We start from the raw sequence: 20,618 nt of genomic DNA on the forward strand, positions 1-20,618 counted from the left end.
CCTTGAAGTGGGGGGCTTACTGCCCGTTAATGCGGGATAAAAGGAGGATAACCTTATGATTCAAAAGCAGCCAACTATTTCCATTATTACCCCGTCGTATAATGCCAGCAAATTTATCGATAAAACAATCGATTCTGTTTTAATGCAGACTTATCAAAATTGGGAAATGATTATTGTCGATGATTGCTCAACTGACGAAACACCGGATATATTAAACCGTTATGCTGAAGAGGATGAAAGAATACGAGTTATTTTTTCAAAAGAAAATAGTGGTGCTGCGATCGCCAGAAATCTTGCCTTACAGCATGCACAAGCAAGATATGTTGCTTTTTTAGATAGTGATGATTGTTGGAAACCAGATAAATTAGAGCGCCAGCTAACCTTTATGCAGAAAAATGACTATGCTTTCACTTTCACTGGGTACGAATTTATTAATAATGATGGTGTTCGTTTGAATAAATACGTACCAGCACCAGAAAAAATTACCTATGAGGATATGTTAAAGAATACAATTATCGGATGTCTAACGGTCATGATTGATCGCCGTAAAGTAGGCCGAATTCAAATGCCCAATATTCGAACAAGGCAGGATTTGGCAATGTGGCTTGCGATTTTAAAAAAGGGATTTAAAGCCTATGGATTAAATGAAAATTTAGCTGAGTATCGAATTGGAAATCCCTCGATTTCAAAAAACAAATGGAAAGCTGCCAAGATGAATTGGTTTGTGTATCGCAAGATTGAGAAGTTGAATTTTCTTAAAGCATTTTGGTGTTTCTCTCATTATGCTTATCATGCAGTAGTTAAAAGAATATAAAAGAGGTTTTGGATAAATGGAAAAAATTCATATTGTGGTAGCAACAGGGGAATGGGAAAATGATGGGCTCCGTTATCGAAGACATCGACTTGCAGAATTTTTGCAACAACAACCGGATACGAAAGAAGTGATTTGGGTTTGTCCAAGCCCAAATCGTAAGGAAGTTTCTGCAAAAACACTGCCAAACGGAATCGGACAATGGTCGGTACAAGATTTGCTGCCAAATAAGATGTTTCGGTTTGGACGCTATATGGATGGATTCTATAAATCAAAATTGCTCCCTTTCCTTTCCTATTTAAAAAAATTCAAAGGACAGTATATGATCAATCTTTGGTACACCTTTCCCGGTTTCCCATTACTTTCAGATCTGTTTCCATGGGACAGGGTCATATATGATTGCAGTGATTTATGGGCTTCACCCATGAACGGGAAAAGTTCAGTCGTATCTACTCTTAGACAGAACATTATTGCAAAAGCAGAAAATCGGATTATTCAGAGGGCCGATACCATCTTTTGCACTTCTGAATATTTACGTGATCAAATGATAGAAAAAACAGGTTCGACTCAAAAAGTCTTTACATTTGAAAATGGAGTTGAATTCGAGCTATTTGCAAGCGAACATACTCAAGTTGAACATGTTCTTCCGGAAAACTTTAATGGCACTGTTTTGGGATTTATCGGGGGAATTAAACCGAAGCTTGATTTTGAGCTAATCCAGCAAGTGGCAAGAAAAAAGCGGGAGTGGCTATTTTTGTTCGTAGGTCCAGATGGAACAAATCAAGATTCTGATTTTAAAAAGTTACTAACGGAACAGAACGTATTATGGACCGGCAGTGTTTCTCCTGCTGATGTTCCGAAATATATGAATTTAATCGACATTGGGATCATGCCATATAAACCCTCCCAATACAATCAGGCCGTATTCCCGTTGAAATTATTTGAATTTCTGGCAGCAGGTAAACCGGTTGTAGGGATTAATTTACCTTCAACCAAAAAGTATGTTCAAGAATCGGTTTATAGCTATATAGAAAACAATCAACCAAGTGAATTTATCTATGAATGTGAAAAATTAGCAAGTTATAAGAATCAAGATAACAATATGCTTATTCGTAAGCAGGTAGCGAAAGCGAAAAACTGGAGCGATGTATTCGAAAGCATGCTTTCTTGTGTTTAGGTTTTATTTTGGAAAAGGAGTGAGAGTAGTGAAGCAAATTCGTAAAGCTATTATTCCTGCGGCAGGATTGGGTACAAGATTTTTACCGGCTACGAAAGCTATGCCAAAGGAAATGCTTCCTATAGTGGACAAGCCAACTATCCAATATATCGTTGAGGAAGCAATGGAGTCAGGAATTGAAGATATAATTATTGTAACGGGAAAAGGAAAACGGGCAATTGAAGATCATTTTGACAACTCTTTTGAGTTAGAAGAGAACCTTGTTACAAAAGGGAAATTTGATCTTCTTGAAAAGGTAAAGGAATCATCTAAAGTTGATTTACATTATATTCGGCAGAAAGAACCAAAAGGACTCGGTCATGCCATCTGGTGCGCACGTAAATTTATCGGAGATGAACCATTTGCCGTTTTGCTGGGGGATGACATTGTACAAGCGGAAACTCCCTGCTTGAAGCAAATGATCAATGTTTACAATAGAATTCAGACCTCTGTAATTGGCGTTCAAACCGTTTTAGAAAGCGAAACCTCTAGATACGGGATTATTGACCCATCAGAACAAGATGGTCTATTGTATCAAGTTAGGAATTTCGTGGAGAAGCCTTCCTTAGGATCAGCTCCTTCTAATTTAGCCATAATGGGTAGGTATATTTTGACTCCTGAAATTTTTATGTTCCTAGATAAGCAAGAAGAAGGCGCTGGTGGTGAGATTCAGTTAACAGATGCTATTCAGCAGCTCAACAAAATACAAAGGGTCTTTGCTTATGAATTTGAAGGAAAGAGATTTGATGTAGGAGATAAACTAGGGTTCATTCAAACAACGATTGAGATGGCTCTTCAAACGAATGAACTGCGATCAGAATTATTGACGTTTTTAGAAGAAATTTTAATGAAGCAAAATTTAATGATTACGAACGATTAATTTAATTTAATGGATGAACTCTCTTACATATAGGAGGGTTTTTTATTTTGGAGCAAAAAAAAAGAGCAACGCTAAATATTATTTGCATTAGATCTGCTTTTTTCGGGGAGCAAAAAAGGAGTAATAAAAAATCTTACCAAAGCAAATCACCAGAAATAATTCGAACATACCATTAAGTAAATTATGCATATTATCCCTCCATATGGAAAGTTTGGTGAGAAAGGGTATAAACTTAATACTGTTATGTCATTTGAACGCTTATGACTTTATCTATACTCTATATTCTAAATTGAAAATACTAAGGCATAGTTAAAGAGATGTAAATCTACTGTAAAAAAGAGGCCATGAATCGTATAAAAAAATTTCTTATTAATGATAAAAATGGAAGTATAAGGGACGTGATTTAAATGTTCATTGCAGGGCAAAAGGAAATGCAGCAAATGGATCAATATACAATGGAAAAAATCGGGGTGCCTGGTATAGTTTTAATGGAAAATGCCGGAGGGAGAGTAGTAGAAGAAATTCTCGCAGGCACTCCATGTGAAAATCCTAGAATTATTGTGCTTGCTGGGGGAGGAAATAATGGAGGAGACGGTTTTGTGATTGCCCGAAAACTGGTTGATGCAGGCCTGAAGCCGCTGCTCTGTTTGTTAGTAAAACCTGAGAAAATAAATGGTGATGCGAAAGTCCACTTTGATGTATACATGAATCGGAAGCTTCCGATTTTCTATTTACATGAAAATACGCAAGAGGCCCTTCGGATGGAGTTAGTTCAAGCTGACATTATCGTTGATGCGATTTTGGGAACGGGAGTGAACGGACCAGTTCGAGAGCCTTTCAATCAGGTTATTTCGATGGTAAATGAATTGTCCGATAAGAAGTGGGTTATTGCGGTCGATATCCCTTCGGGGGTAAGCAGTGATACTGGGAAAGTGGAAGGAACGGCAGTGAAGGCTACAAAGACAATAACCTTTGTTTTTCCGAAAAAGGGATTTTTCCTGCAAGACGGTCCCATGTATGTTGGAGCGTGGAAGGCAGTAGATATTTCCGTACCTCCTTCGGCTTGTGAGGAATTGGGACTTGATATGCCAAGGCTAATTACAGAATCACTGGCTGAAGCCGCAATGCTGGTGCGTCGGAAAAATGGTCATAAAGGAACATTTGGGCATTCACTTGTTCTAGGTGGATCTCGTCATTATGTGGGCGCTCCCATTTTTTCTGCCAAGGCTGCCCTCCATTCAGGGGCAGGATTGGTTACATTAGCCATTCCAGAATGCATTTACTCCATGGCGGCCGCACAGTGTCCGGAATCGTTACTGTTGCCATTATCTGCTGAAGATGGTCATTTCCGCAGGCAGCTCCGTTGAAGAGCTTCAGCCTCGTCTGGGGCAGTTTGATAGTATTGCAATTGGTCCGGGGATTAGTAGATTTTCCGGAGGTGAAGAGTGGGTAAAGAATATCATTGGCGGGTTAACAGGTCAACCGATTGTAGTTGATGCGGATGCGCTTTATCTACTTCGAAACGAGTTAGAATTCGTTCGTGACTATAATGGAGATGTTATTTTCACTCCGCATCCGGGTGAAATGGCGAGTTTATTAAATTCTTCGGTAAAAGAAGTGGAAGCAAATCGAGTAGGGGTGGCTAAAAGTTTTGCAAAACTTTTTAATGTTTTCTTGTTATTGAAGGGGCATCGCACGGTGATTGCTAGTCCAGATGGAGAGATTTATATCAATCCGTACGGTCATGATGCTCTTGGAAAGGGCGGCAGCGGGGATGTACTGACGGGGCTAATTGCTTCATTTCTCGCTCAAGGTGCTACGCCGATAGCGGCAATGATTGCGGCAAGTTATTTTCATGCAAAAGCTGGAGAAGAGAAAGCTAAAACTTTATCCCATTATGGAGTCATGCCTTTTGATATAGTAGATGGGGTTAGAGAGCTTTTAAATAGGTTTTAGCTCTCATCCCCCATTAATAATTTTTTTATTTCACGATCTAAAGCATCGTTTTCTGAATTAAGCCAATAACCAGGAATTATCAGATGTTTGCTGGTGCTGCTTTTTAAATAACTGTAGATAATCTGGGCTTCATCGATTTCATCTTTACTGATTTTGTGGGATTCATCTGAATCTCCCTTTTGAAAATAAGTCAAAATGTCTTTTTTAATGAGTGGACACAGTTCAATTAGGCTCGCAAAGCAATATTTGTCACTGTAAAGAACTCTGTTTCCTTTAATAAGAAAAAGCTTTAATGTGCGATCCTGTAAATATTCGATTACAGCAATATTTTTATTTGCTTCCGTAAATTCGATTACTTTTTCCTTATTTAAAATAAAATTGATGGAATCTATAAAATCCCGATATTTCGAGGCCATTTCAAAGTCAAAAATTTCGGATGCCTGGACCATTTTTTCGTTCATTTCTCCAAGAATGCTTAGGTCAGTGCTATTTAATAAAGCGATGATGTCATTTATGCTGTTATTGTATTGTTCGAGGCCTGTGGGATGGCCTAGACAAATGCCATTACATAAACCCAATGAATAGTTCAGACAAGGTGCGTTCCTTTTGGTTAGATTCGTACACAAGATTTTCTTAAATTCTTTTAAGTTTGAGATTGCTTTTTCAACAGTGTACTTGTTGATGTATGGTCCGAAATATAAGTGTTTCTGATTGAAGATTAGATTATTCGTAACATCAATATTTGGAACTTTTTTATCCGTTTTAATCACAATATAGGTATAGGAACGCGGGTTTTTCATTTTTCGATTAAAAAATGGCTTTGTTTCCTTGATTAAATGACACTCGAGCATAAAAGCTTCGAATTCAGTGTCGGTAAGGATATAGTCAAGATCCTTTATGTTATTTTTTAGTTTTACAATTTTTTGTGAATGGGCTTTTGAGTTTTGGAAATAAGATTGAACACGGCGTTTCAGGTTTTTTGCCTTTCCAACATATATAATATTGCCGTGGGAATCTTTCATGAGATAGACTCCTGGAGATGTTGGGAGGCATTTGATTTTATCTTTTAAAATTACGATCTCCACCGTTCACCTGAAAATATTCTTTATTATTCTAGCACAAGATTTTTAGGAGTGATTTGATATTTATACGATTACCTTATTCATTTTAGCAGGGATTGCAGAAATCGGGGGAGGTTATCTGATCTGGCTTTGGCTGCGCGATGGCAAGCCTCTTTGGTATGGGATTATTGGCGGGATTGTTTTAATTCTTTATGGTATCATCCCGACGCTTCAGAAGTTTCCTTCATTTGGGAGAGTGTATGCTGCCTATGGCGGTGTTTTCATTATTCTATCTGTATTGTGGGGATGGGGTGTGGATAAGAAAACCCCGGATACCTATGATTGGATTGGTGCGGTAATATGTATAATTGGGGTATCTGTTATGCTTTGGGGGCCAAGACACTAAATGTCACAAGGTTGATGATGCCCAAAACTAGAGGAAAAGAGTTAGAAATGGTCCTCATAAGTAGATGAGGACCCAACTCGCAGGAAACCCATCGAAATGTTAGGAGTAAAACTATGAAAGAACATCTATATGACAAACAACTGAACATTAAAACCGGCGCGGATCAAATGACTCCCACGAAATCCTTTCATTATCATCGATATGAGCCAACTCCTTATCAGGCACTGGAAACATTTTTTGACCAATATAAATTAAAAAGCAGTGATCGGGTTGTTGACTTTGGTTGTGGAAAAGGGAGGCTTCTATTTTTCACCCATCATTTATTCCATTCAACGGTAATCGGCGTTGAAATGAACGAGGGGTTATTTCAAGAGGCCATTGCGAATCGAGAGCGTTATTTACAAAAAGCAAAACTGCGGACTGAAAAAATTCAGTTCCATTGCTGTTTTGCTGAAGAATACCCGATTAACCCATTAGACAATTGCTTTTATTTCTTTAATCCCTTTACGATTCAAATTTTCATCAAAATCGTAAATAATGTCTTACTTTCAGCAGAACAATCACTACGTGAAATCGATTTAGTTCTATATTATCCATCGGAAAACTATATTTACTATCTCGAAAACCATACCCCATTTGAACTTCAGGAGGAAATCGTACTACCGGGGCTTTTCGAACACAATCCGAATGAGCGATTTCTGATCTACCGGCTTAGAAAAAATTAATTCTTGAAGTCTTTCAAATATAAGAATAATCTTAAATTAATACTTCAATCGTTATGACAGGAAGAAGGCTTACTGTGAAATGTCAGTACTAAATTTAGGGTAGGAATATCCCCTTAATTTATAGAAGATAGTAGCTGGTTTTGAAGGCCAAAAACCCATAGATTATGGGTTTTTTATGTTAGTAGTAAACAATAATTCCAGCAACCCTTGATATCCTGATGACAAAGATTGAATGAACTTTACTTTCCTCCTTAAGGGATGGATGGTACGCAAGGTAGTATAATGTTTTTTAATTTTTCGGAACGGAAGGTAAGGAGGATAGGATGAAACCTTTGCAATATGGTTTCTATTTGGAAATAATTAACTAAATACCGGCTCTTTTTCTTTTTCGATAAGACCAAGCGTCTGAGATGTTGAAGTATGAATTTCGTGAAGAAGCTCTGGGTTTTCCATGAGTGACATGCCATAAGAAGGAATCATTTCTTTGATTTTCAGTTCCCACTCTTTTATATATTGTGGGAAGCATTTTTTGATTACCTCAAGCATAACGTAAACAGCAGTTGATGCACCCGGAGAAGCGCCTAGTAATGCTGCGATCGAGCCATCAGCGGAAGTAATCACTTCCGTACCAAATTGAAGCGTGCCTTTTCCGCCAGTTTCAGTATCTTTGATAACTTGCACACGTTGGCCCGCCACGACAAAATCCCAATCCTCACTTTTGGCGTTCGGGATAAACTCACGCAGCTCTTCCATGCGCTCTTCTTTCGATAACATAACTTGCTTAATCAGGTATTTTGTCAATGACATCTCTTTTACTCCTGCCGCCAACATAGTTAAGACATTATTCGGTTTTACGGAAGTTACTAGATCAAATATTGAACCATTTTTTAAGAACTTTGGTGAGAAGCCTGCAAATGGTCCAAATAGCAACGATTTTTTATTGTTGATATATCTTGTGTCAAGATGCGGAATAGACATTGGAGGAGCACCAACCTTAGCTTTGCCGTAAACTTTTGCATGATGCTGCGCTATAACTTCCGGATTATTGCACACCATAAATATTCCGCTTACCGGAAATCCTCCAATATGTTTTCCTTCAGGTATCCCGGTTTTTTGCAGTAAATGCAGGCTTCCTCCTCCGCTCCCGATAAAGACGAATTTTGCAGTATGGCGTTCGACAATACCGCTATCTAGTTTCTGCACTTTCAATTCCCACAAGCCGTCACTAGTACGTTTAATATCCTTAACATTATGTTTGTGGTTTATAATGACACTTTTACTCTTTAGGTGGTCAAACAACATACGTGTTAAAGCACCAAAGTTGATATCAGTTCCAGAGTCCATTTTTGTTGCAGCGATAGGTTCGTTTGAGACGCGGTCTTGCATAATAAGCGGAATCCATTCCATCAGTTGTTCTGGTTCATCGGAATATTTCATCTCCTGGAATAGGGGATTGTTTGATAGCGCCTTAAAACGATTTCTTAAAAACGTTACATCTTGTTCCCCTTGTACTAAACTCATATGGGGCAGAGGCATGATAAAGTCCTGAGGATTAAGGATTTGCCTGCTGTTTACAAGATAAGACCAAAACTGCATTGAAACCTGAAACTGTTCATAAATTTTTATTGCTTTATTAATATCTACAGATCCATCCGATTTTTCAACTGTGTAGTTAAGTTCGCACAGTGCAGCATGCCCCGTTCCTGCATTATTCCATTCGTTAGAGCTTTCCTCTCCTACGTTTGCGAGCTTCTCAAACACTGTAATTTCCCATTCCGGTACTAATTCTTTCAAGAGTGTCCCCAAAGTTGCACTCATGATACCAGCGCCAATTAAAATCACATCAGTTTTAGCTTCTCTGTCAATCATTCTTACAACCCCTTCCTCTGAATTTTGCAGAAAAGATGTTGGTGTTACACCAAGCAAGGTATGCCTAGTCACAAATCATTTCTGTCTCTAACTATTTCATAGGTTATTACCATTTTTAAGATTAAAATATTTATAATTATATGATAATTTCAAATCATTGAAAAGTAGTAAAAACAAAAAAACAAAGGAAATCAAAACTAAATAAAATAAAAACCAATCAAAATGTTGTATTTAGTTGGTTTTTTTATATTTAAAGTGATTATTAAGAATATTAAAATTATCCATTATCAGGGCCAGAAAAGCTTGCAAAGCCAGAATTAGAATTTTCCTATTTTCCTTTAATGAAAAAATACCCGATTCTACATCTTTTTTTACTGAAAAACTAAAATACCAATAAAATACAACTTAAAAACAAACATAAACAAATTAAATAAAGGGAAATATCGGAAAAACTATTCACAATTGTCAGATAACATGTTATTCTTATTTGCGAGGTACAAACCGAAAGCGCTTCCAGTTGTAGCTTATATTTAGTTAAGGAGGAGGTTTTTTATGGCCGCAAAGCAAAAGAACATCTAAAGAAGGTGAATGCAAAAGCATTAGTTGCAAGTTTAATAGGTAGTTCAATTGAATATTATGATTACCTGCTAATTTTAGAGGATCCATACCAACTGGAAATACTTCTAAAAAGAGCTCTTACTACTATTATATGAGGAGGAGCAGTATGAGTAATTCGTTACACAAAGGTCTAAAAATGAGACATATGACAATGATCGCATTGGGTGGAACCATCGGTGCAGGTTTGTTCGTGGGTAGTGGCACTGTCATTCGATCCGTCGGTCCGGCGGCAATTGTCTCCTACTTCTTGGCTGGTTTGTTGGTCGTTTTGATTATGCGCATGCTGGGAGAAATGGCAGTAGCCAATCCCACTCTTGGGTCGTTTGCTCAGTATGCCAGAACCGCACTCGGGGATTGGGCTGGTTTTTCGGTCGGTTGGTTATATTGGTTTTTCTGGGTCATTGTTCTGGGAATAGAAGCAACGGCCAGTGCAGCGGTCTTGCATTCCTGGCTGTTGCCGAATGTACCCCAGTGGCTTTTGAGCACAGTACCGCTCATTTTGTTAACCCTGACGAACTTAGTATCCGTTCGAGCTTACGGGGAATTCGAGTACTGGTTTGCGTTCATAAAAGTGGCAACGATTGTATTGTTCTTGGTTGTTGGAGGCTTATTCATCTTAGGAGTGTGGCCTGAAACACACTTTTCGTTTGAGAATCTTACCGCGCATGGTGGTTTTGCACCTCATGGTGTAGGGGTTATGTTTTCGGGGATTATCACCGCGGTTGCGGCATTTATAGGCGCCGAGATTGCTACAATTGCGGCAACCGAATCGGACGAGCCACGAAAATCGGTTGCAAAAGCAACTAGTTCCGTCATTTGGAGAGTGCTAATTTTTTATGTTGGTTCTATTTTTGTAGTCGTTACCATTGTGCCCTGGAATAACACCCAAATCTTAAAGAGTCCATATGTCAGCGTCATGAATGTATTGCATATTCCATCCGCTGGGGTAATCATCAATATCGTTGTTTTGGTAGCGGTCTTGTCGTGTCTGAATTCGGGCATTTATACAAGTTCACGAATGCTTTACGCAATGGCGAATCGCGGGGAAGCCCCGAGTCGATTACTCGATGTTAACTCCCGGGGGGTTCCCGTAAAGGCAATACTATTTTGTGCAATAATAGCTTATATAACCGTGATTTTAGCATATGTTTCTCCTAACGCCTTCGCGTTTTTACTCAATGCGTCTGGGGCAGTGGGACTGTTTATCTATCTGTTCATTGCTGTATCTCAATTCAAGATGCGAAGAAAATTAGAGCAAGAAGCACCTGACAAATTGATTGTGAAGATGTGGGGGTTCCCCTATTTAACCATCATTTGTATCCTAGCGATGATAGGCGTATTCATTTCAATGGCCTATGATGCGGATACTCGTTCACAACTCATCTTGAGTTTAATCAGCTTTGTCATTGTACTTGCGATTTACTTTATACGTGCAAAACTTTCACTCCGTCGGGGTGGCAAATCCCATCCTACAAATCCAGATGTGGTTGAAGACACAGAGCAAGAAAATATATTTTTATAAATATCCTACAAACTTACTTGAAAAAATTTAATTTAAAAGGAGATAAAAAAAATGACCCAAAACGATTTCACAAACAACCCTTACCTTTTACTTACACCTGGTCCACTAACAACAACGGATACTGTTAAGCTTGCGATGATGAAGGACTGGTGTACATGGGATGATGATTATAATAATATTGTCCAGGGAATCCGCAAAAGCCTTGTACAGTTGGCAACAAAATCGGTCGATCAGTATTCTTCAGTATTAATGCAGGGGAGCGGCACTTTCAGTGTTGAATCCGTAATTGGGACCGTTGTGCCGCGGGACGGCAAATTGTTGGTAATTGCAAACGGGGTATACGGAAGCCGGATTGTTAAGATTGCCAAAACCCTTGGAATTAATACAGTGGTTATTGATAGCAGTGAAGTGGAAGCCATTGATTTGAATCGGTTAACGGTCCAATTAGAAAATGATACCGAAATTTCCCATGTTGCAATTGTTCATTGTGAAACGACAACAGGTATGCTCAATCCAATAGATAAAGTAAGTGAAATTGTTAAACGTTATAACAGAGTGTTTATAGTAGATGCTATGTCAAGCTTTGGCGGGGTTGAATTGGATATCGCCGATTTAAGTATTGATTATATCATTAGCAGTGCTAATAAATGTATTGAAGGTGTCCCTGGATTTGGCTTTGCGATTGTAAAAAAGGACGAATTTGAAAAATGTAAAGATAATGCCAGATCGGTTTCACTAGACCTTTATGATCAATGGAAAACAATGGAGGAACAAAATGGCAAGTGGCGTTTTACTTCACCAACCCATGTTGTTCGTGCATTTGCTCAGGCGTTAAAAGAACTTGAAGAAGAGGGCGGTATTAAGGTTAGAGCTAGCAGATACAAGAACAACCAAAAGGTTCTTTCTGAGGGAATGAAAAAGCTTCAAATCCAGCCTATTTTACCTGAAGAGTTGCAGTCACCAATTATTACATCATTTTATTATCCTAATTCTGAAAGTTTCGACTTCAAGGTGTTCTATCAAAAATTAAAAGAAAAAGGGTTTGTAATCTATCCTGGCAAGGTTTCTTCATTAGATACATTCCGAATCGGCAATATAGGAGATGTTCACCAAGAAGATATTGAGGACCTTCTTCAGGCAATTGAACAAAGCAGCTATTGGCTTGATACCGTTTCTGAAAAGTAATCCACCCAAATCGATTCCACTTATTCACTATAATATTGGTAACCGGTAAAATTTGGTGGTAATATAAATGAATATTCAAATAAAATCGCTATCTTTTCCAATTATTATAGAAAGATTATAGTGGATTATCAAATCGTGGGGTGAATGGGTTTGTCATTAGTAGGAGAGGAAAGGAAAAGGAAAATACTCGAGCTCCTTGACGTCAGCGGCAAGGTTAAGGTAAACGAACTTTCAAATATATTAAAGGTTTCTACGGAAACTGTTCGTAAATATTTAGATCAACTTCAAAAGGAAGAAAAATTGAAAAAAGTTTATGGAGGTGCGATCAACATTTCGTTTTTTAACGAAGAGCCCCCTACCGTAGAACGAGAGGTGACTCATTCTGAAGCCAAACATCGAATCGGAGAGTTGGCAGTGAGCCTGATCAATGATAATGAGGTCATTGCGATTGATGAAGGCAGTACACCAATGCATCTTGTTAAAAATTTACGTAATAAGCAGAATATAACGATTTTTACTACCTCCATTTCAGCACTTTCTGTGTTAATTGAGCTACACCAGAATAATATTTTTACCGGAAAAATCATTATGCTAGGCGGCGAAATTAATACAACCCACTATAGGGTTACAGGAAGCCTTACAATCGAAATGCTGGAAAATCTATATGTTGATAAATATTTTATCTCGGCTGACGGTTTAACAAGGGAAGCAGGGATTACGAGTTTTGACTCGTCCAAAGGTATGGTAACCAAGAAGTTAATTGAGCATTCCGGCCAATCCATTGTTTTAATTGATCAATCAAAAATCGGGAAGCGAACCCATTATAAAATGGCAGATTTAATTGATATTGATATCATCGTTTCAGATCATGAGCATCCTCAAGACTGGGAATACCTGTTGAAAGAAAACAATATTCAATGGCTGGTTGCTAATTAAAGATAGGGAAAACTAATTGATAGACTCTCCATACCTATGGAACAAGCTCCCGGGGAAGGGGGAAAACGAATGGGCCATTTGGGAATCTTATATGAAGAGCATTTTTCGAAAAACATTGAAATCTATTTGCGATTACTCATTAGCGCACTTCTGGGAATGTTTATAGGCTGGGACCGCAGTGCCAAAAATAAGCCGGCGGGCCTAAAAACCTTTACCTATGTTTCTGTTTCATGCACACTTATTACGCTGGTGTCCATTTATAGTGCTGAGATTTTTGGCGGCTCAAATGCAAATAACCGAATGGATCCAATGAGGCTCGCTGCACAAATTGTTTCTGGACTTGGTTTTTTAGGGGCCGGCTTAATTTTAAAAGATGGATTACAAGTAAAGGGATTGACTTCTGCAGCGATGATTTTTTTTGCAGGGGGAGTTGGAATAGGTATTGGAGCCGGTTTTTACGGCTTGGTTTTTACTTCCGTATTAATTACATTTCTACTGGCAAAAATTAGCCAGATAATTGAACACCGCCATCCTATGACATTGGACAAAGAAGAAGCGAAGCGGGGATATCACAGTAGTTCTGGATAATATAGAAGCCAGGTTCTAGTTTAACTAGGATCTGGCTTTTTATTATCCGTGGTAAATTGGCCATTTGAGGGTAAATTTCCTAAAAACTACTATTTTATAAATACCCCAATATTATTTATATAAAACTACAAACAAAAACCAATAAATTAATAAAATTTTTTAAAAAATAACAACTAAAACCAAGACAAACCAAATAATTTATGATACAATCAAATCACATCAAGAGTTGAGTGAATATTTTAAATTTTATAAAGGAGGCAAAGGATGAAAGTATTTCTTCTGGGTGAAGCAGGAAGAATTTGCCGTGAGGCGGTTTTGGATTTGGTTAAAGTATTCTGATTTTACTGTCATCAGAATTGGTGAATTTAATGAGGAATTAGGGCTTGAACTGGTAAAGGAGCTAGATGATCGCCGAGTAAACTTTGGAAAAGTAAATGTTTAACCATGAAGAAACAGTGAAAAAATTTAATGCATAATTTTTCTAAATTTGTATTGAGGCAGGTATTTTACATAAAAGATTTTTTTCGGGATACCTGCCTTATAAAAAAACTACCAGCCAATAATTATGATAAATCCGAATAAAAACGGCAGTATTGGTTTGTTGAATAAGGAGGTTCGTCATTTGAGTAATCAATCTCCCCAAATTGAAGCAGTTATTTTTGATTGGGCAGGTACAACAGTGGATTATGGTTGCTTTGCACCATTAAATGTATTTTTAGAGATTTTTAGAAAAAGAGGAATAGAAGTTACAGACGAGGAAGCCCGTGCGCCAATGGGGCTTTTAAAGTGGGATCATATCCGCGCAATGTGTGATATGGACCGGATTGCCGGGTTGTGGAAGGAAAAATTCGGCAGAGTTCCGACCGATAAAGATGTCGATGATTTATATACCGACTTTGAACCATTGCTATTCGCCAGCCTCCGAAATTATTGTACACCGATTCCGGGTGCTCTTGATTTAGTCGCAAGACTTCGACAGAAGGGAATTAAAATTGGCTCTACAACCGGATATACATCAGAAATGATGGCTGTTGTTGCACCTGAGGCAAAGAAACAAGGTTATGCACCAGATTATATGTTTACACCGGATGATGCACCAGCGGGACGTCCTTATCCTTGGATGTGTTACTTAAATGCTATGAATTTAGGAGTATTCCCAATGAAGCATATCATTAAGGTCGGGGACACGGTAAGCGATGTAAAAGAGGGCGTTAATGCAGGTGTTTGGAGTGTTGGAATAATCAAGGGCGGAAGCGAGCTTGGCTTAAAGGAAGAAGAAGTAAATTCCATGGATCCAGACCTTTTAGCGGAAAAAATGGAGGTTGTGGCCAAACGCTTTAAAGATGCGGGAGCCCATTATGTGATTGATAGTATTGGAGAATTAGATAAACTAATTCCAAAAATTAATCTGCGTCTAGAAAATGGCGATTTTTAGAAAATAATTAAAAAATTTAGAGCTTTTGGTGAAATTTAAGTTTTTTTAGCCAAGAGGTAAGAGGTGAATGGATTGCAAAAACACGCCTATGCACTGGGAATGATCGAAACCATTGGCTTCCCGGCACTGATTGCTGCGGCGGATGCTGCATCAAAGTCGGCAGATGTAAAGGTTGCCTCCTACCAAGGGGCGGATTCGGGCATTGTTACCATTTATATTATCGGCGATGTTGCAAGTGTTAAAGCATCTGTCGAAGTAGGGGCAGATGCTGCAAAGAGGGTTGGCCAATTACGCCATTCTCATGTCATAGCTAGACCAGATAACCATATTATTCAAATGGTGTTTCCAGGTTTGTTAAAAAAAGAGCAATCAGAAAAAAAAGAATTAAAAATCGATAAACCAAAAGATTGGACCAAAAATAGTCTTCAAGAGCTAAGAGAACTTGCTAATTCGTATAAAGGTTTTCCTTTATCGTCCGAAGAAATTTCTTCTGCTAAGAAAGAGGATTTATTGAAACAGATTAGCAAGTTCCTGGCTGAGAAAGGTGGCGATAAATAATGAACCTGGATAAGGATCTTGAGTCAATTCAGGAAGCGAGACTAAATCTCGAGCAGGCAAAACTTGCGCAAAAAAAGCTAAGGACGTATACACAGGAGCAAGTGGATCAAATTGTCCAAGCAATGGCACATGCCGCGATGAAAGAGGCTGGAAGGCTTGCATCGATGGCTGTAGAAGAAACAGGGTTTGGAAAAATAGAAGATAAGGTGACGAAAAACCTATTTGCGGCAAAAGATATTTACGAGTCCATTAAGGATCGAAAAACGATTGGGATTATTTCGCGTGATGATGCTAAGCAGGTTTGGGAGGTTGCGGAACCGGCAGGAATTATAGCGGGGATTGTGCCAACAACCAATCCTACTTCAACTGCTATTTTTAAAGCATTGATTGCAATCAAGTCAGGAAATGCGATTGTATTTAGTCCGCACCCATCTGCGGCAAATTGTACGAATGAGGCTGTGAAAATTTTAAAAGAAGCAGCGATCCGGGCAGGTGCTCCTGAAGGTGTGATTTCGTGCATTACAAAACCAACGCTTGCCTCTGCACAGGAATTAATGAATCATAAGTTGACTGATCTAATCTTAGCGACAGGCGGCCCTGGAATGGTCAAGGCAGCTTATAGCTCTGGAAAACCGGCATACGGAGTTGGACCTGGGAATGTGCCTGTTTACATTCATTCCAGCGCCAATATTCGTAAAGCGGCCAGTCAAATTGTTCATAGTAAAACATTTGATTACGGAACCATCTGCGCTTCGGAGCAGGCGCTGGTAGTTGATCAATCCATCAAGCGAAAAGTTAAAGCTGCTCTTGAAGAAGAAGGTGCATACTTCCTTGATGATTATGAAAAGAAAAAGATTGAAGAGATTATTTTGAAACAAGGAAGCCTAAATCCAGAAATTGTAGGAAAATCGCCGCAAGCCTTAGCAAAAATAGCTGGAATACTTGTTTCAGATGATACAAGACTACTAGTTGCTGAGGAAGAAAACATTGGAAAATTTTATCCGTTTTCCCTTGAAAAGCTTTCTCCAATTCTTGCATTCTATACAGTTGAAAATTACACAGAGGGAAGTAAGGTGTGTAATGAGCTATTAGAAGCAGGCGGTTTAGGGCATACCCTTGGAATTCATTGTGAAGACAAAACAATTATTGAAAGCTTTAGTCTAGCGCAACGAGTCTCTCGGGTTGTAGTTAATACTGGGACAACTTTTGGCGGAATTGGTGCCACCACCGGTATTTGGCCATCGTTAACACTCGGCTGTGGTACTTACGGAAACAATATTTCATCTGACAATATTAGTCCGGAGCATTTATTGAATACAAAACGGGTTGCTTTTGGTGTCAGAGAAATGAAAAATGAGACACCAGCAGCACCAGCAGCTTCACAGCAAAAGGCTTCAATCGATGAAACGCTTATTTCCAAAGCTGAAGTAATGGAAATCGTAAAAAGTATTTTAAAAGAATTAAAGAATTAAATTTTAAATGAGGAGGAATAAAAAATGAGTGGAGAAGCTTTAGGAATGATTGAAACAAAAGGTTTGGTAGGTGCTGTAGAGGCAGCAGATGCAATGGCAAAGGCTGCAAATGTAAGGTTGATTGGGAAAGTCCATGCTGGCGGCGGGCTTGTAACGGTAATGGTACGCGGGGATGTAGGGGCAGTTAAGGCTTCTGTTGATGCTGGGGCTGCAGCAGCAGAAAGTGTTGGGGAATTGATATCTGTACATGTTATTCCACGCCCGCATTCAGATATTGAGTTAATTCTTCCAAAAATGGAAGGATAGGCCATGGCGGTTATTACGGAATCCAAACTAAGAGCCATGCTGAAAAATGGGATTCCTAATCCTTTCATCCTGGAGGAAGGGGAGAAGCTTACCCCTTCCGCGAGGGATTTTCTTCGCGAAAGACGAATTGAAGTGAAACAGCCCCATGGGATGAAAAAAGCTAACAACGGCAATCAAATAGCTGAAAGTCCGCTTATTCCTGTCGGGGTTTCTAATCGGCATATACATCTATCGCCCCATGATGTGGAGGCCCTTTTTGGAAGCGGTTATCAGTTAACGCCGCTTCGTGAATTATCACAGCCGGGTCAATTTGCTGCGAAAGAGCTGGTTACAATACTTGGCCCAAAAGGGATTATTCAAAATGTAAGAATCTTAGGACCAGCACGGGGGGAAACACAGGTGGAAATTGCCATCTCGGATGGGTTTCAAATTGGAATCCATCCCCCTGTGCGCTTATCTGGTTCTATTGAAGACACTCCCGGCCTTACTTTAGTTGGTCCAAAAGGGTGTGTGGTCCTAGAAAAAGGAGTTATCATCGCGAAACGCCACGTCCATCTTTCGCCTGATGATGCAAAACAACTCAATGTTGAGCAGGGTGATCGGCTATTACTGGAAACAACCGGTGAGCGGCGGATCATTTTTTCAGATGTAATTGTCCGGGTTAATCCCGGCTATCGAAAGGATTTCCATGTTGATCTAGATGAGGGAAATGCCGCTGGGTTAAAAACGGGGGATCTCGTTAAAGTCATTGGGAAAAATGACCGATTTTATTTGAATGGGAGGTGAGGAGGATGGATATTCGATCAATGATTGAGTCGGTTGTAAAGGATGTTGTGCAATCGATGAAGGTTGAAAAAGAAAATGAAAAGGTTGGAAAAGTGCTATTTGTTTTTTGTGACAGCTCGGCTCATGAGCGGTTTACTGATCAATTTATTAAGTTGAAAAATAACAAGATCGGATACGACCTTTTATTTCTGGATGGTGAAACATCATCATGGCTAGGAATGCAAAGGGTTGAGTCAAGCGGGTCTGATCGAATTATTGCGGCTGATGAATATTCCCCAGCAGCAATTGAACTGCCAAAGGGTTATGACGGAATCATCATTCCAGAGATTGACTTGGACAATGCTGCTAGGGTGGTTACCGGTCTAAAGGGAACGATTAAAGCTGAAATCATGTTTTCGGGAATTTTACTGGAAAAGTTCCTCATTGTCGGAGAGGATACTCCTGGAATTAAAAGAGCTGACCGCCTCTGCTTAAAAGTGACTTCTTTACCTGGCCCTTATCGCAAACAGTTTGAATTCTATGTTAAGGCAATGAAGGAACTAGGAATTGAGTTTTCCGCTCAAAAGGATTTAGCGGATGTGATTATTGATAAATTCCGCGGGAAATTGGAGGAATCTCCAACTGCTTTGATTGAGGAAAGCGCCGGGGGTCTGGAGAATGGGTTAACCTTTAAGAAAAAACTTCTAACCCCCGAATGGATTCAAGCTCAGAAGGAATTTCCAAATCAAACCCTTTACCTTCCTAAGGGGGTCATCATCTCTCCTTTAGCTAAGGATTTAATTAAGGAGAAAAAATTGGCCATAAAGTTTACCGGTAAAGGATGATGTAAAAATGAGACTCGCACGGGTGGATGGAAGCATTTGGGCGATTCAAAAGGAAAAAGGAATGGAAAACATTAAACTTCTCATTGTTCAGCCCGTTAACGTGGAGAAACAGCCTGAAGGAAATGTGATCATCGCAATGGATCGGATTGGAGCGGGGATTGGAGAGTACGTCATCATCTCGCAAGGGACACCAGCTCAGAAATTGACGGGTGAAAAAAATTCACCTATCGATGCTGCGATTGTTGGTATTATCGACTCGTTTGAAATAGGGTTTCAATCGACTAATTAATGAGTTTAAAGGGAGGATGTTCATCTTGATTATTGGTGTACCGAAAGAAATTAAAAATAATGAAAACCGAGTGGCCTTAACACCAGCTGGAGTGATTTCATTTATAAATGCAGGTCATAAAGTTCTGGTTGAAAAGGAAGCTGGTTCTGGAAGTGGCTTCACAAATGAAGATTACGTAACTACTGGTGCTGAAATTATTGAACATGCAGAGGATGTATGGAATAGGTCCGATATGATTATGAAAGTGAAGGAGCCTCTTCCTCAAGAGTATCGTTATTTCCGTAAAGATTTAATTTTATTTACTTATTTACATTTGGCAGCTGAACCTTTCTTAGCTGAAGCGCTTAAAGAAAAAGGAGTCCTTGCCATTGCCTATGAAACGGTCTCAGTTAATCGTACCTTACCGCTGCTTACTCCAATGAGTGAGGTTGCTGGTCGAATGGCTGCACAGATTGGCGCACAATTTTTGCAAAAATCTAATGGCGGGAAAGGTATTCTTCTTGCAGGTGTACCTGGTGTTAACCGTGGGAAAGTAACCATCATTGGTGGGGGGATAGTTGGAACGAACGCCGCTAAAATGGCAATCGGCTTGGGAGCGGATGTAACCATTATCGATCTTAGTGCGGAACGTTTACGTCAATTAGACGATATTTTTGGTAATCAAATTAAAACGTTAATGTCCAATCCATTTAATATTGCGGAGGCAGTTCAGGAGGCTGATCTTTTAGTTGGTGCCGTCTTAATTCCTGGAGCAAAAGCTCCGAAGCTCGTCACTGAAGAAATGGTAAAAAGGATGAAGCCGGGTTCAGTCATTGTTGACGTGGCGATCGACCAAGGTGGAATCGTTGAGACGATTGATCATATTACCACCCATGATCAACCAATATATGAAAAGCATGGTGTCGTTCATTATGCTGTTGCAAATATGCCTGGTGCCGTTCCACGAACTTCCACTATAGCCCTAACAAACGTTACCATACCATTTGCCTTGCAAATAGCTAATAAGGGAATATATAAAGCAATCTCAGAAAGCGAACCACTAAAGCTTGGGGTTAACGTGGCAAAAGGTAAGATCACATACGAGGCAGTTGCTAAGGACCTTGGTTTTGACTATGTAAAAGTCGAAAAGGCTTTAGAAAAGGAATTGGTTACAATATAGGGTGTGTATTGCATTT

The 20,618-nt window shown here is 39.2% G+C and carries 21 protein-coding genes and 1 pseudogene; 20 read left to right on the forward strand and 2 right to left on the reverse strand.

Annotated elements, in window-relative coordinates; genetic code table 11:
- The first annotated feature begins 55 nt into the window (after nucleotides 1-55).
- From tuaG to M028_RS33835, 5 genes are all read left to right on the forward strand, one after another.
- Nucleotides 56-814: a teichuronic acid biosynthesis protein TuaG gene (tuaG, locus tag M028_RS0107935; RefSeq protein ID WP_026573436.1), complete on the forward strand. Its 759-nt coding sequence runs from the start codon at nucleotides 56-58 to the stop codon at nucleotides 812-814.
- Nucleotides 815-830: 16 nt separating this feature from the next.
- Nucleotides 831-1,988 carry a teichuronic acid biosynthesis protein TuaH gene (tuaH, locus tag M028_RS0107940; RefSeq protein WP_026573437.1) on the forward strand — a complete coding sequence of 386 codons (1,158 nt, stop codon included), beginning with the start codon at nucleotides 831-833 and terminating at the stop codon, nucleotides 1,986-1,988.
- A gap of 28 nt (nucleotides 1,989-2,016) precedes the next feature.
- The gene (gene galU / locus M028_RS0107945; RefSeq protein ID WP_026573438.1) at nucleotides 2,017-2,907 is read left to right on the forward strand and encodes a UTP--glucose-1-phosphate uridylyltransferase GalU; all 891 of its coding nucleotides are present in this window, start codon (nucleotides 2,017-2,019) and stop codon (nucleotides 2,905-2,907) included.
- A 407-nt stretch (nucleotides 2,908-3,314) separates the two neighbouring features.
- Complete coding sequence (locus M028_RS33830; RefSeq protein WP_051590965.1) at nucleotides 3,315-4,274, forward strand: NAD(P)H-hydrate epimerase; 960 nt, start codon at nucleotides 3,315-3,317, stop codon at nucleotides 4,272-4,274.
- Entirely contained in the window at nucleotides 4,246-4,863 is a 618-nt protein-coding gene (locus tag M028_RS33835; protein WP_051590966.1) for an NAD(P)H-hydrate dehydratase, read from the forward strand. Before M028_RS33830 ends, M028_RS33835 begins: the two co-directional genes overlap by 29 nt.
- On the opposite strand, the gene M028_RS0107960 is transcribed toward M028_RS33835, so the two are convergent.
- Nucleotides 4,860-5,948, reverse strand: coding sequence for a GIY-YIG nuclease family protein (locus M028_RS0107960; protein WP_331280310.1), 1,089 nt, complete (start codon nucleotides 5,946-5,948; stop codon nucleotides 4,860-4,862). The two genes, M028_RS33835 and M028_RS0107960, sit on opposite strands and share 4 nt — an antisense overlap.
- A 58-nt stretch (nucleotides 5,949-6,006) precedes the next feature.
- Between M028_RS0107960 and M028_RS32000 the strand changes: the two genes are divergently transcribed.
- The gene (locus M028_RS32000; RefSeq protein ID WP_081810686.1) at nucleotides 6,007-6,330 is read left to right on the forward strand and encodes a YnfA family protein; all 324 of its coding nucleotides are present in this window, start codon (nucleotides 6,007-6,009) and stop codon (nucleotides 6,328-6,330) included.
- A gap of 113 nt (nucleotides 6,331-6,443) precedes the next feature.
- The gene (locus M028_RS0107965; RefSeq protein WP_026573440.1) at nucleotides 6,444-7,055 is read left to right on the forward strand and encodes a class I SAM-dependent methyltransferase; all 612 of its coding nucleotides are present in this window, start codon (nucleotides 6,444-6,446) and stop codon (nucleotides 7,053-7,055) included.
- Nucleotides 7,056-7,415: 360 nt separating this feature from the next.
- On the opposite strand, the gene mqo is transcribed toward M028_RS0107965, so the two are convergent.
- Nucleotides 7,416-8,924: a malate dehydrogenase (quinone) gene (gene mqo / locus M028_RS0107970; RefSeq protein ID WP_026573441.1), complete on the reverse strand. Its 1,509-nt coding sequence runs from the start codon at nucleotides 8,922-8,924 to the stop codon at nucleotides 7,416-7,418.
- A 709-nt stretch (nucleotides 8,925-9,633) separates the two neighbouring features.
- Between mqo and M028_RS29635 the strand changes: the two genes are divergently transcribed.
- The 13 genes and pseudogenes from M028_RS29635 (at nucleotide 9,634) to ald (ending at nucleotide 20,602) form a co-directional block, all read left to right on the forward strand.
- Nucleotides 9,634-11,064, forward strand: coding sequence for an amino acid permease (locus tag M028_RS29635; RefSeq protein ID WP_231510784.1), 1,431 nt, complete (start codon nucleotides 9,634-9,636; stop codon nucleotides 11,062-11,064).
- A gap of 51 nt (nucleotides 11,065-11,115) precedes the next feature.
- A complete protein-coding gene (phnW, locus tag M028_RS0107980; RefSeq protein ID WP_026573442.1) occupies nucleotides 11,116-12,249 on the forward strand; it encodes a 2-aminoethylphosphonate--pyruvate transaminase in 1,134 nt (377 codons plus the stop codon).
- Nucleotides 12,250-12,399: 150 nt separating this feature from the next.
- Nucleotides 12,400-13,185 carry a DeoR/GlpR family DNA-binding transcription regulator gene (locus M028_RS0107985; protein WP_026573443.1) on the forward strand — a complete coding sequence of 262 codons (786 nt, stop codon included), beginning with the start codon at nucleotides 12,400-12,402 and terminating at the stop codon, nucleotides 13,183-13,185.
- 69 nt (nucleotides 13,186-13,254) lie between these two features.
- Nucleotides 13,255-13,773 (forward strand): MgtC/SapB family protein, encoded by a 519-nt coding sequence (locus tag M028_RS0107990; RefSeq protein ID WP_026573444.1) that lies wholly within the window; start codon nucleotides 13,255-13,257, stop codon nucleotides 13,771-13,773.
- A gap of 264 nt (nucleotides 13,774-14,037) precedes the next feature.
- A pseudogene (locus M028_RS32710) lies at nucleotides 14,038-14,237 on the forward strand (saccharopine dehydrogenase); the annotation flags it as partial.
- A 158-nt stretch (nucleotides 14,238-14,395) separates the two neighbouring features.
- Nucleotides 14,396-15,208: a phosphonoacetaldehyde hydrolase gene (phnX, locus tag M028_RS29640; RefSeq protein ID WP_051590969.1), complete on the forward strand. Its 813-nt coding sequence runs from the start codon at nucleotides 14,396-14,398 to the stop codon at nucleotides 15,206-15,208.
- A gap of 63 nt (nucleotides 15,209-15,271) precedes the next feature.
- The gene (locus M028_RS0108005) at nucleotides 15,272-15,766 is read left to right on the forward strand and encodes a BMC domain-containing protein (protein ID WP_231510785.1); all 495 of its coding nucleotides are present in this window, start codon (nucleotides 15,272-15,274) and stop codon (nucleotides 15,764-15,766) included.
- A complete protein-coding gene (locus tag M028_RS29645) occupies nucleotides 15,766-17,238 on the forward strand; it encodes an acetaldehyde dehydrogenase (acetylating) (protein WP_081810688.1) in 1,473 nt (490 codons plus the stop codon). The genes M028_RS0108005 and M028_RS29645 overlap by 1 nt, the downstream gene beginning before the upstream one ends.
- A 24-nt stretch (nucleotides 17,239-17,262) precedes the next feature.
- Complete coding sequence (locus M028_RS0108015) at nucleotides 17,263-17,544, forward strand: BMC domain-containing protein (RefSeq protein WP_026573446.1); 282 nt, start codon at nucleotides 17,263-17,265, stop codon at nucleotides 17,542-17,544.
- A gap of 3 nt (nucleotides 17,545-17,547) precedes the next feature.
- Nucleotides 17,548-18,330 (forward strand): phosphate propanoyltransferase, encoded by a 783-nt coding sequence (pduL, locus tag M028_RS0108020; protein ID WP_026573447.1) that lies wholly within the window; start codon nucleotides 17,548-17,550, stop codon nucleotides 18,328-18,330.
- A 5-nt stretch (nucleotides 18,331-18,335) separates the two neighbouring features.
- Nucleotides 18,336-19,154 (forward strand): hypothetical protein, encoded by an 819-nt coding sequence (locus M028_RS0108025; RefSeq protein WP_026573448.1) that lies wholly within the window; start codon nucleotides 18,336-18,338, stop codon nucleotides 19,152-19,154.
- A 7-nt stretch (nucleotides 19,155-19,161) separates the two neighbouring features.
- Nucleotides 19,162-19,443, forward strand: coding sequence for a EutN/CcmL family microcompartment protein (locus tag M028_RS0108030; RefSeq protein ID WP_026573449.1), 282 nt, complete (start codon nucleotides 19,162-19,164; stop codon nucleotides 19,441-19,443).
- 25 nt (nucleotides 19,444-19,468) lie between these two features.
- Entirely contained in the window at nucleotides 19,469-20,602 is a 1,134-nt protein-coding gene (ald, locus tag M028_RS0108035) for an alanine dehydrogenase (protein WP_026573450.1), read from the forward strand.
- The last annotated feature ends 16 nt before the right edge of the window (nucleotides 20,603-20,618 follow it).

The organism is Bacillus sp. UNC438CL73TsuS30, assembly GCF_000482325.1.
Taxonomy (GTDB): Bacteria; Bacillota; Bacilli; order Bacillales; family Cytobacillaceae; genus Neobacillus.

Bases quoted from the DNA above. Each gene is read 5' to 3' on its own strand.
- tuaG (WP_026573436.1), top strand. From the start codon at position 56: ATGATTCAAAAGCAGCCAACTATTTCCATTATTACCCCGTCGTATAAT.
- tuaH (WP_026573437.1), top strand. From the start codon at position 831: ATGGAAAAAATTCATATTGTGGTAGCAACAGGGGAATGGGAAAATGAT.
- M028_RS33830 (WP_051590965.1), top strand. From the start codon at position 3,315: ATGTTCATTGCAGGGCAAAAGGAAATGCAGCAAATGGATCAATATACA.
- M028_RS33835 (WP_051590966.1), top strand. From the start codon at position 4,246: ATGGTCATTTCCGCAGGCAGCTCCGTTGAAGAGCTTCAGCCTCGTCTG.
- M028_RS0107965 (WP_026573440.1), top strand. From the start codon at position 6,444: ATGAAAGAACATCTATATGACAAACAACTGAACATTAAAACCGGCGCG.
- mqo (WP_026573441.1), bottom strand. From the start codon at position 8,924: ATGATTGACAGAGAAGCTAAAACTGATGTGATTTTAATTGGCGCTGGT.
- M028_RS29635 (WP_231510784.1), top strand. From the start codon at position 9,634: ATGAGGAGGAGCAGTATGAGTAATTCGTTACACAAAGGTCTAAAAATG.
- phnW (WP_026573442.1), top strand. From the start codon at position 11,116: ATGACCCAAAACGATTTCACAAACAACCCTTACCTTTTACTTACACCT.
- M028_RS0107990 (WP_026573444.1), top strand. From the start codon at position 13,255: ATGGGCCATTTGGGAATCTTATATGAAGAGCATTTTTCGAAAAACATT.
- M028_RS29645 (WP_081810688.1), top strand. From the start codon at position 15,766: ATGAACCTGGATAAGGATCTTGAGTCAATTCAGGAAGCGAGACTAAAT.
- M028_RS0108015 (WP_026573446.1), top strand. From the start codon at position 17,263: ATGAGTGGAGAAGCTTTAGGAATGATTGAAACAAAAGGTTTGGTAGGT.
- pduL (WP_026573447.1), top strand. From the start codon at position 17,548: ATGGCGGTTATTACGGAATCCAAACTAAGAGCCATGCTGAAAAATGGG.
- M028_RS0108025 (WP_026573448.1), top strand. From the start codon at position 18,336: ATGGATATTCGATCAATGATTGAGTCGGTTGTAAAGGATGTTGTGCAA.
- M028_RS0108030 (WP_026573449.1), top strand. From the start codon at position 19,162: ATGAGACTCGCACGGGTGGATGGAAGCATTTGGGCGATTCAAAAGGAA.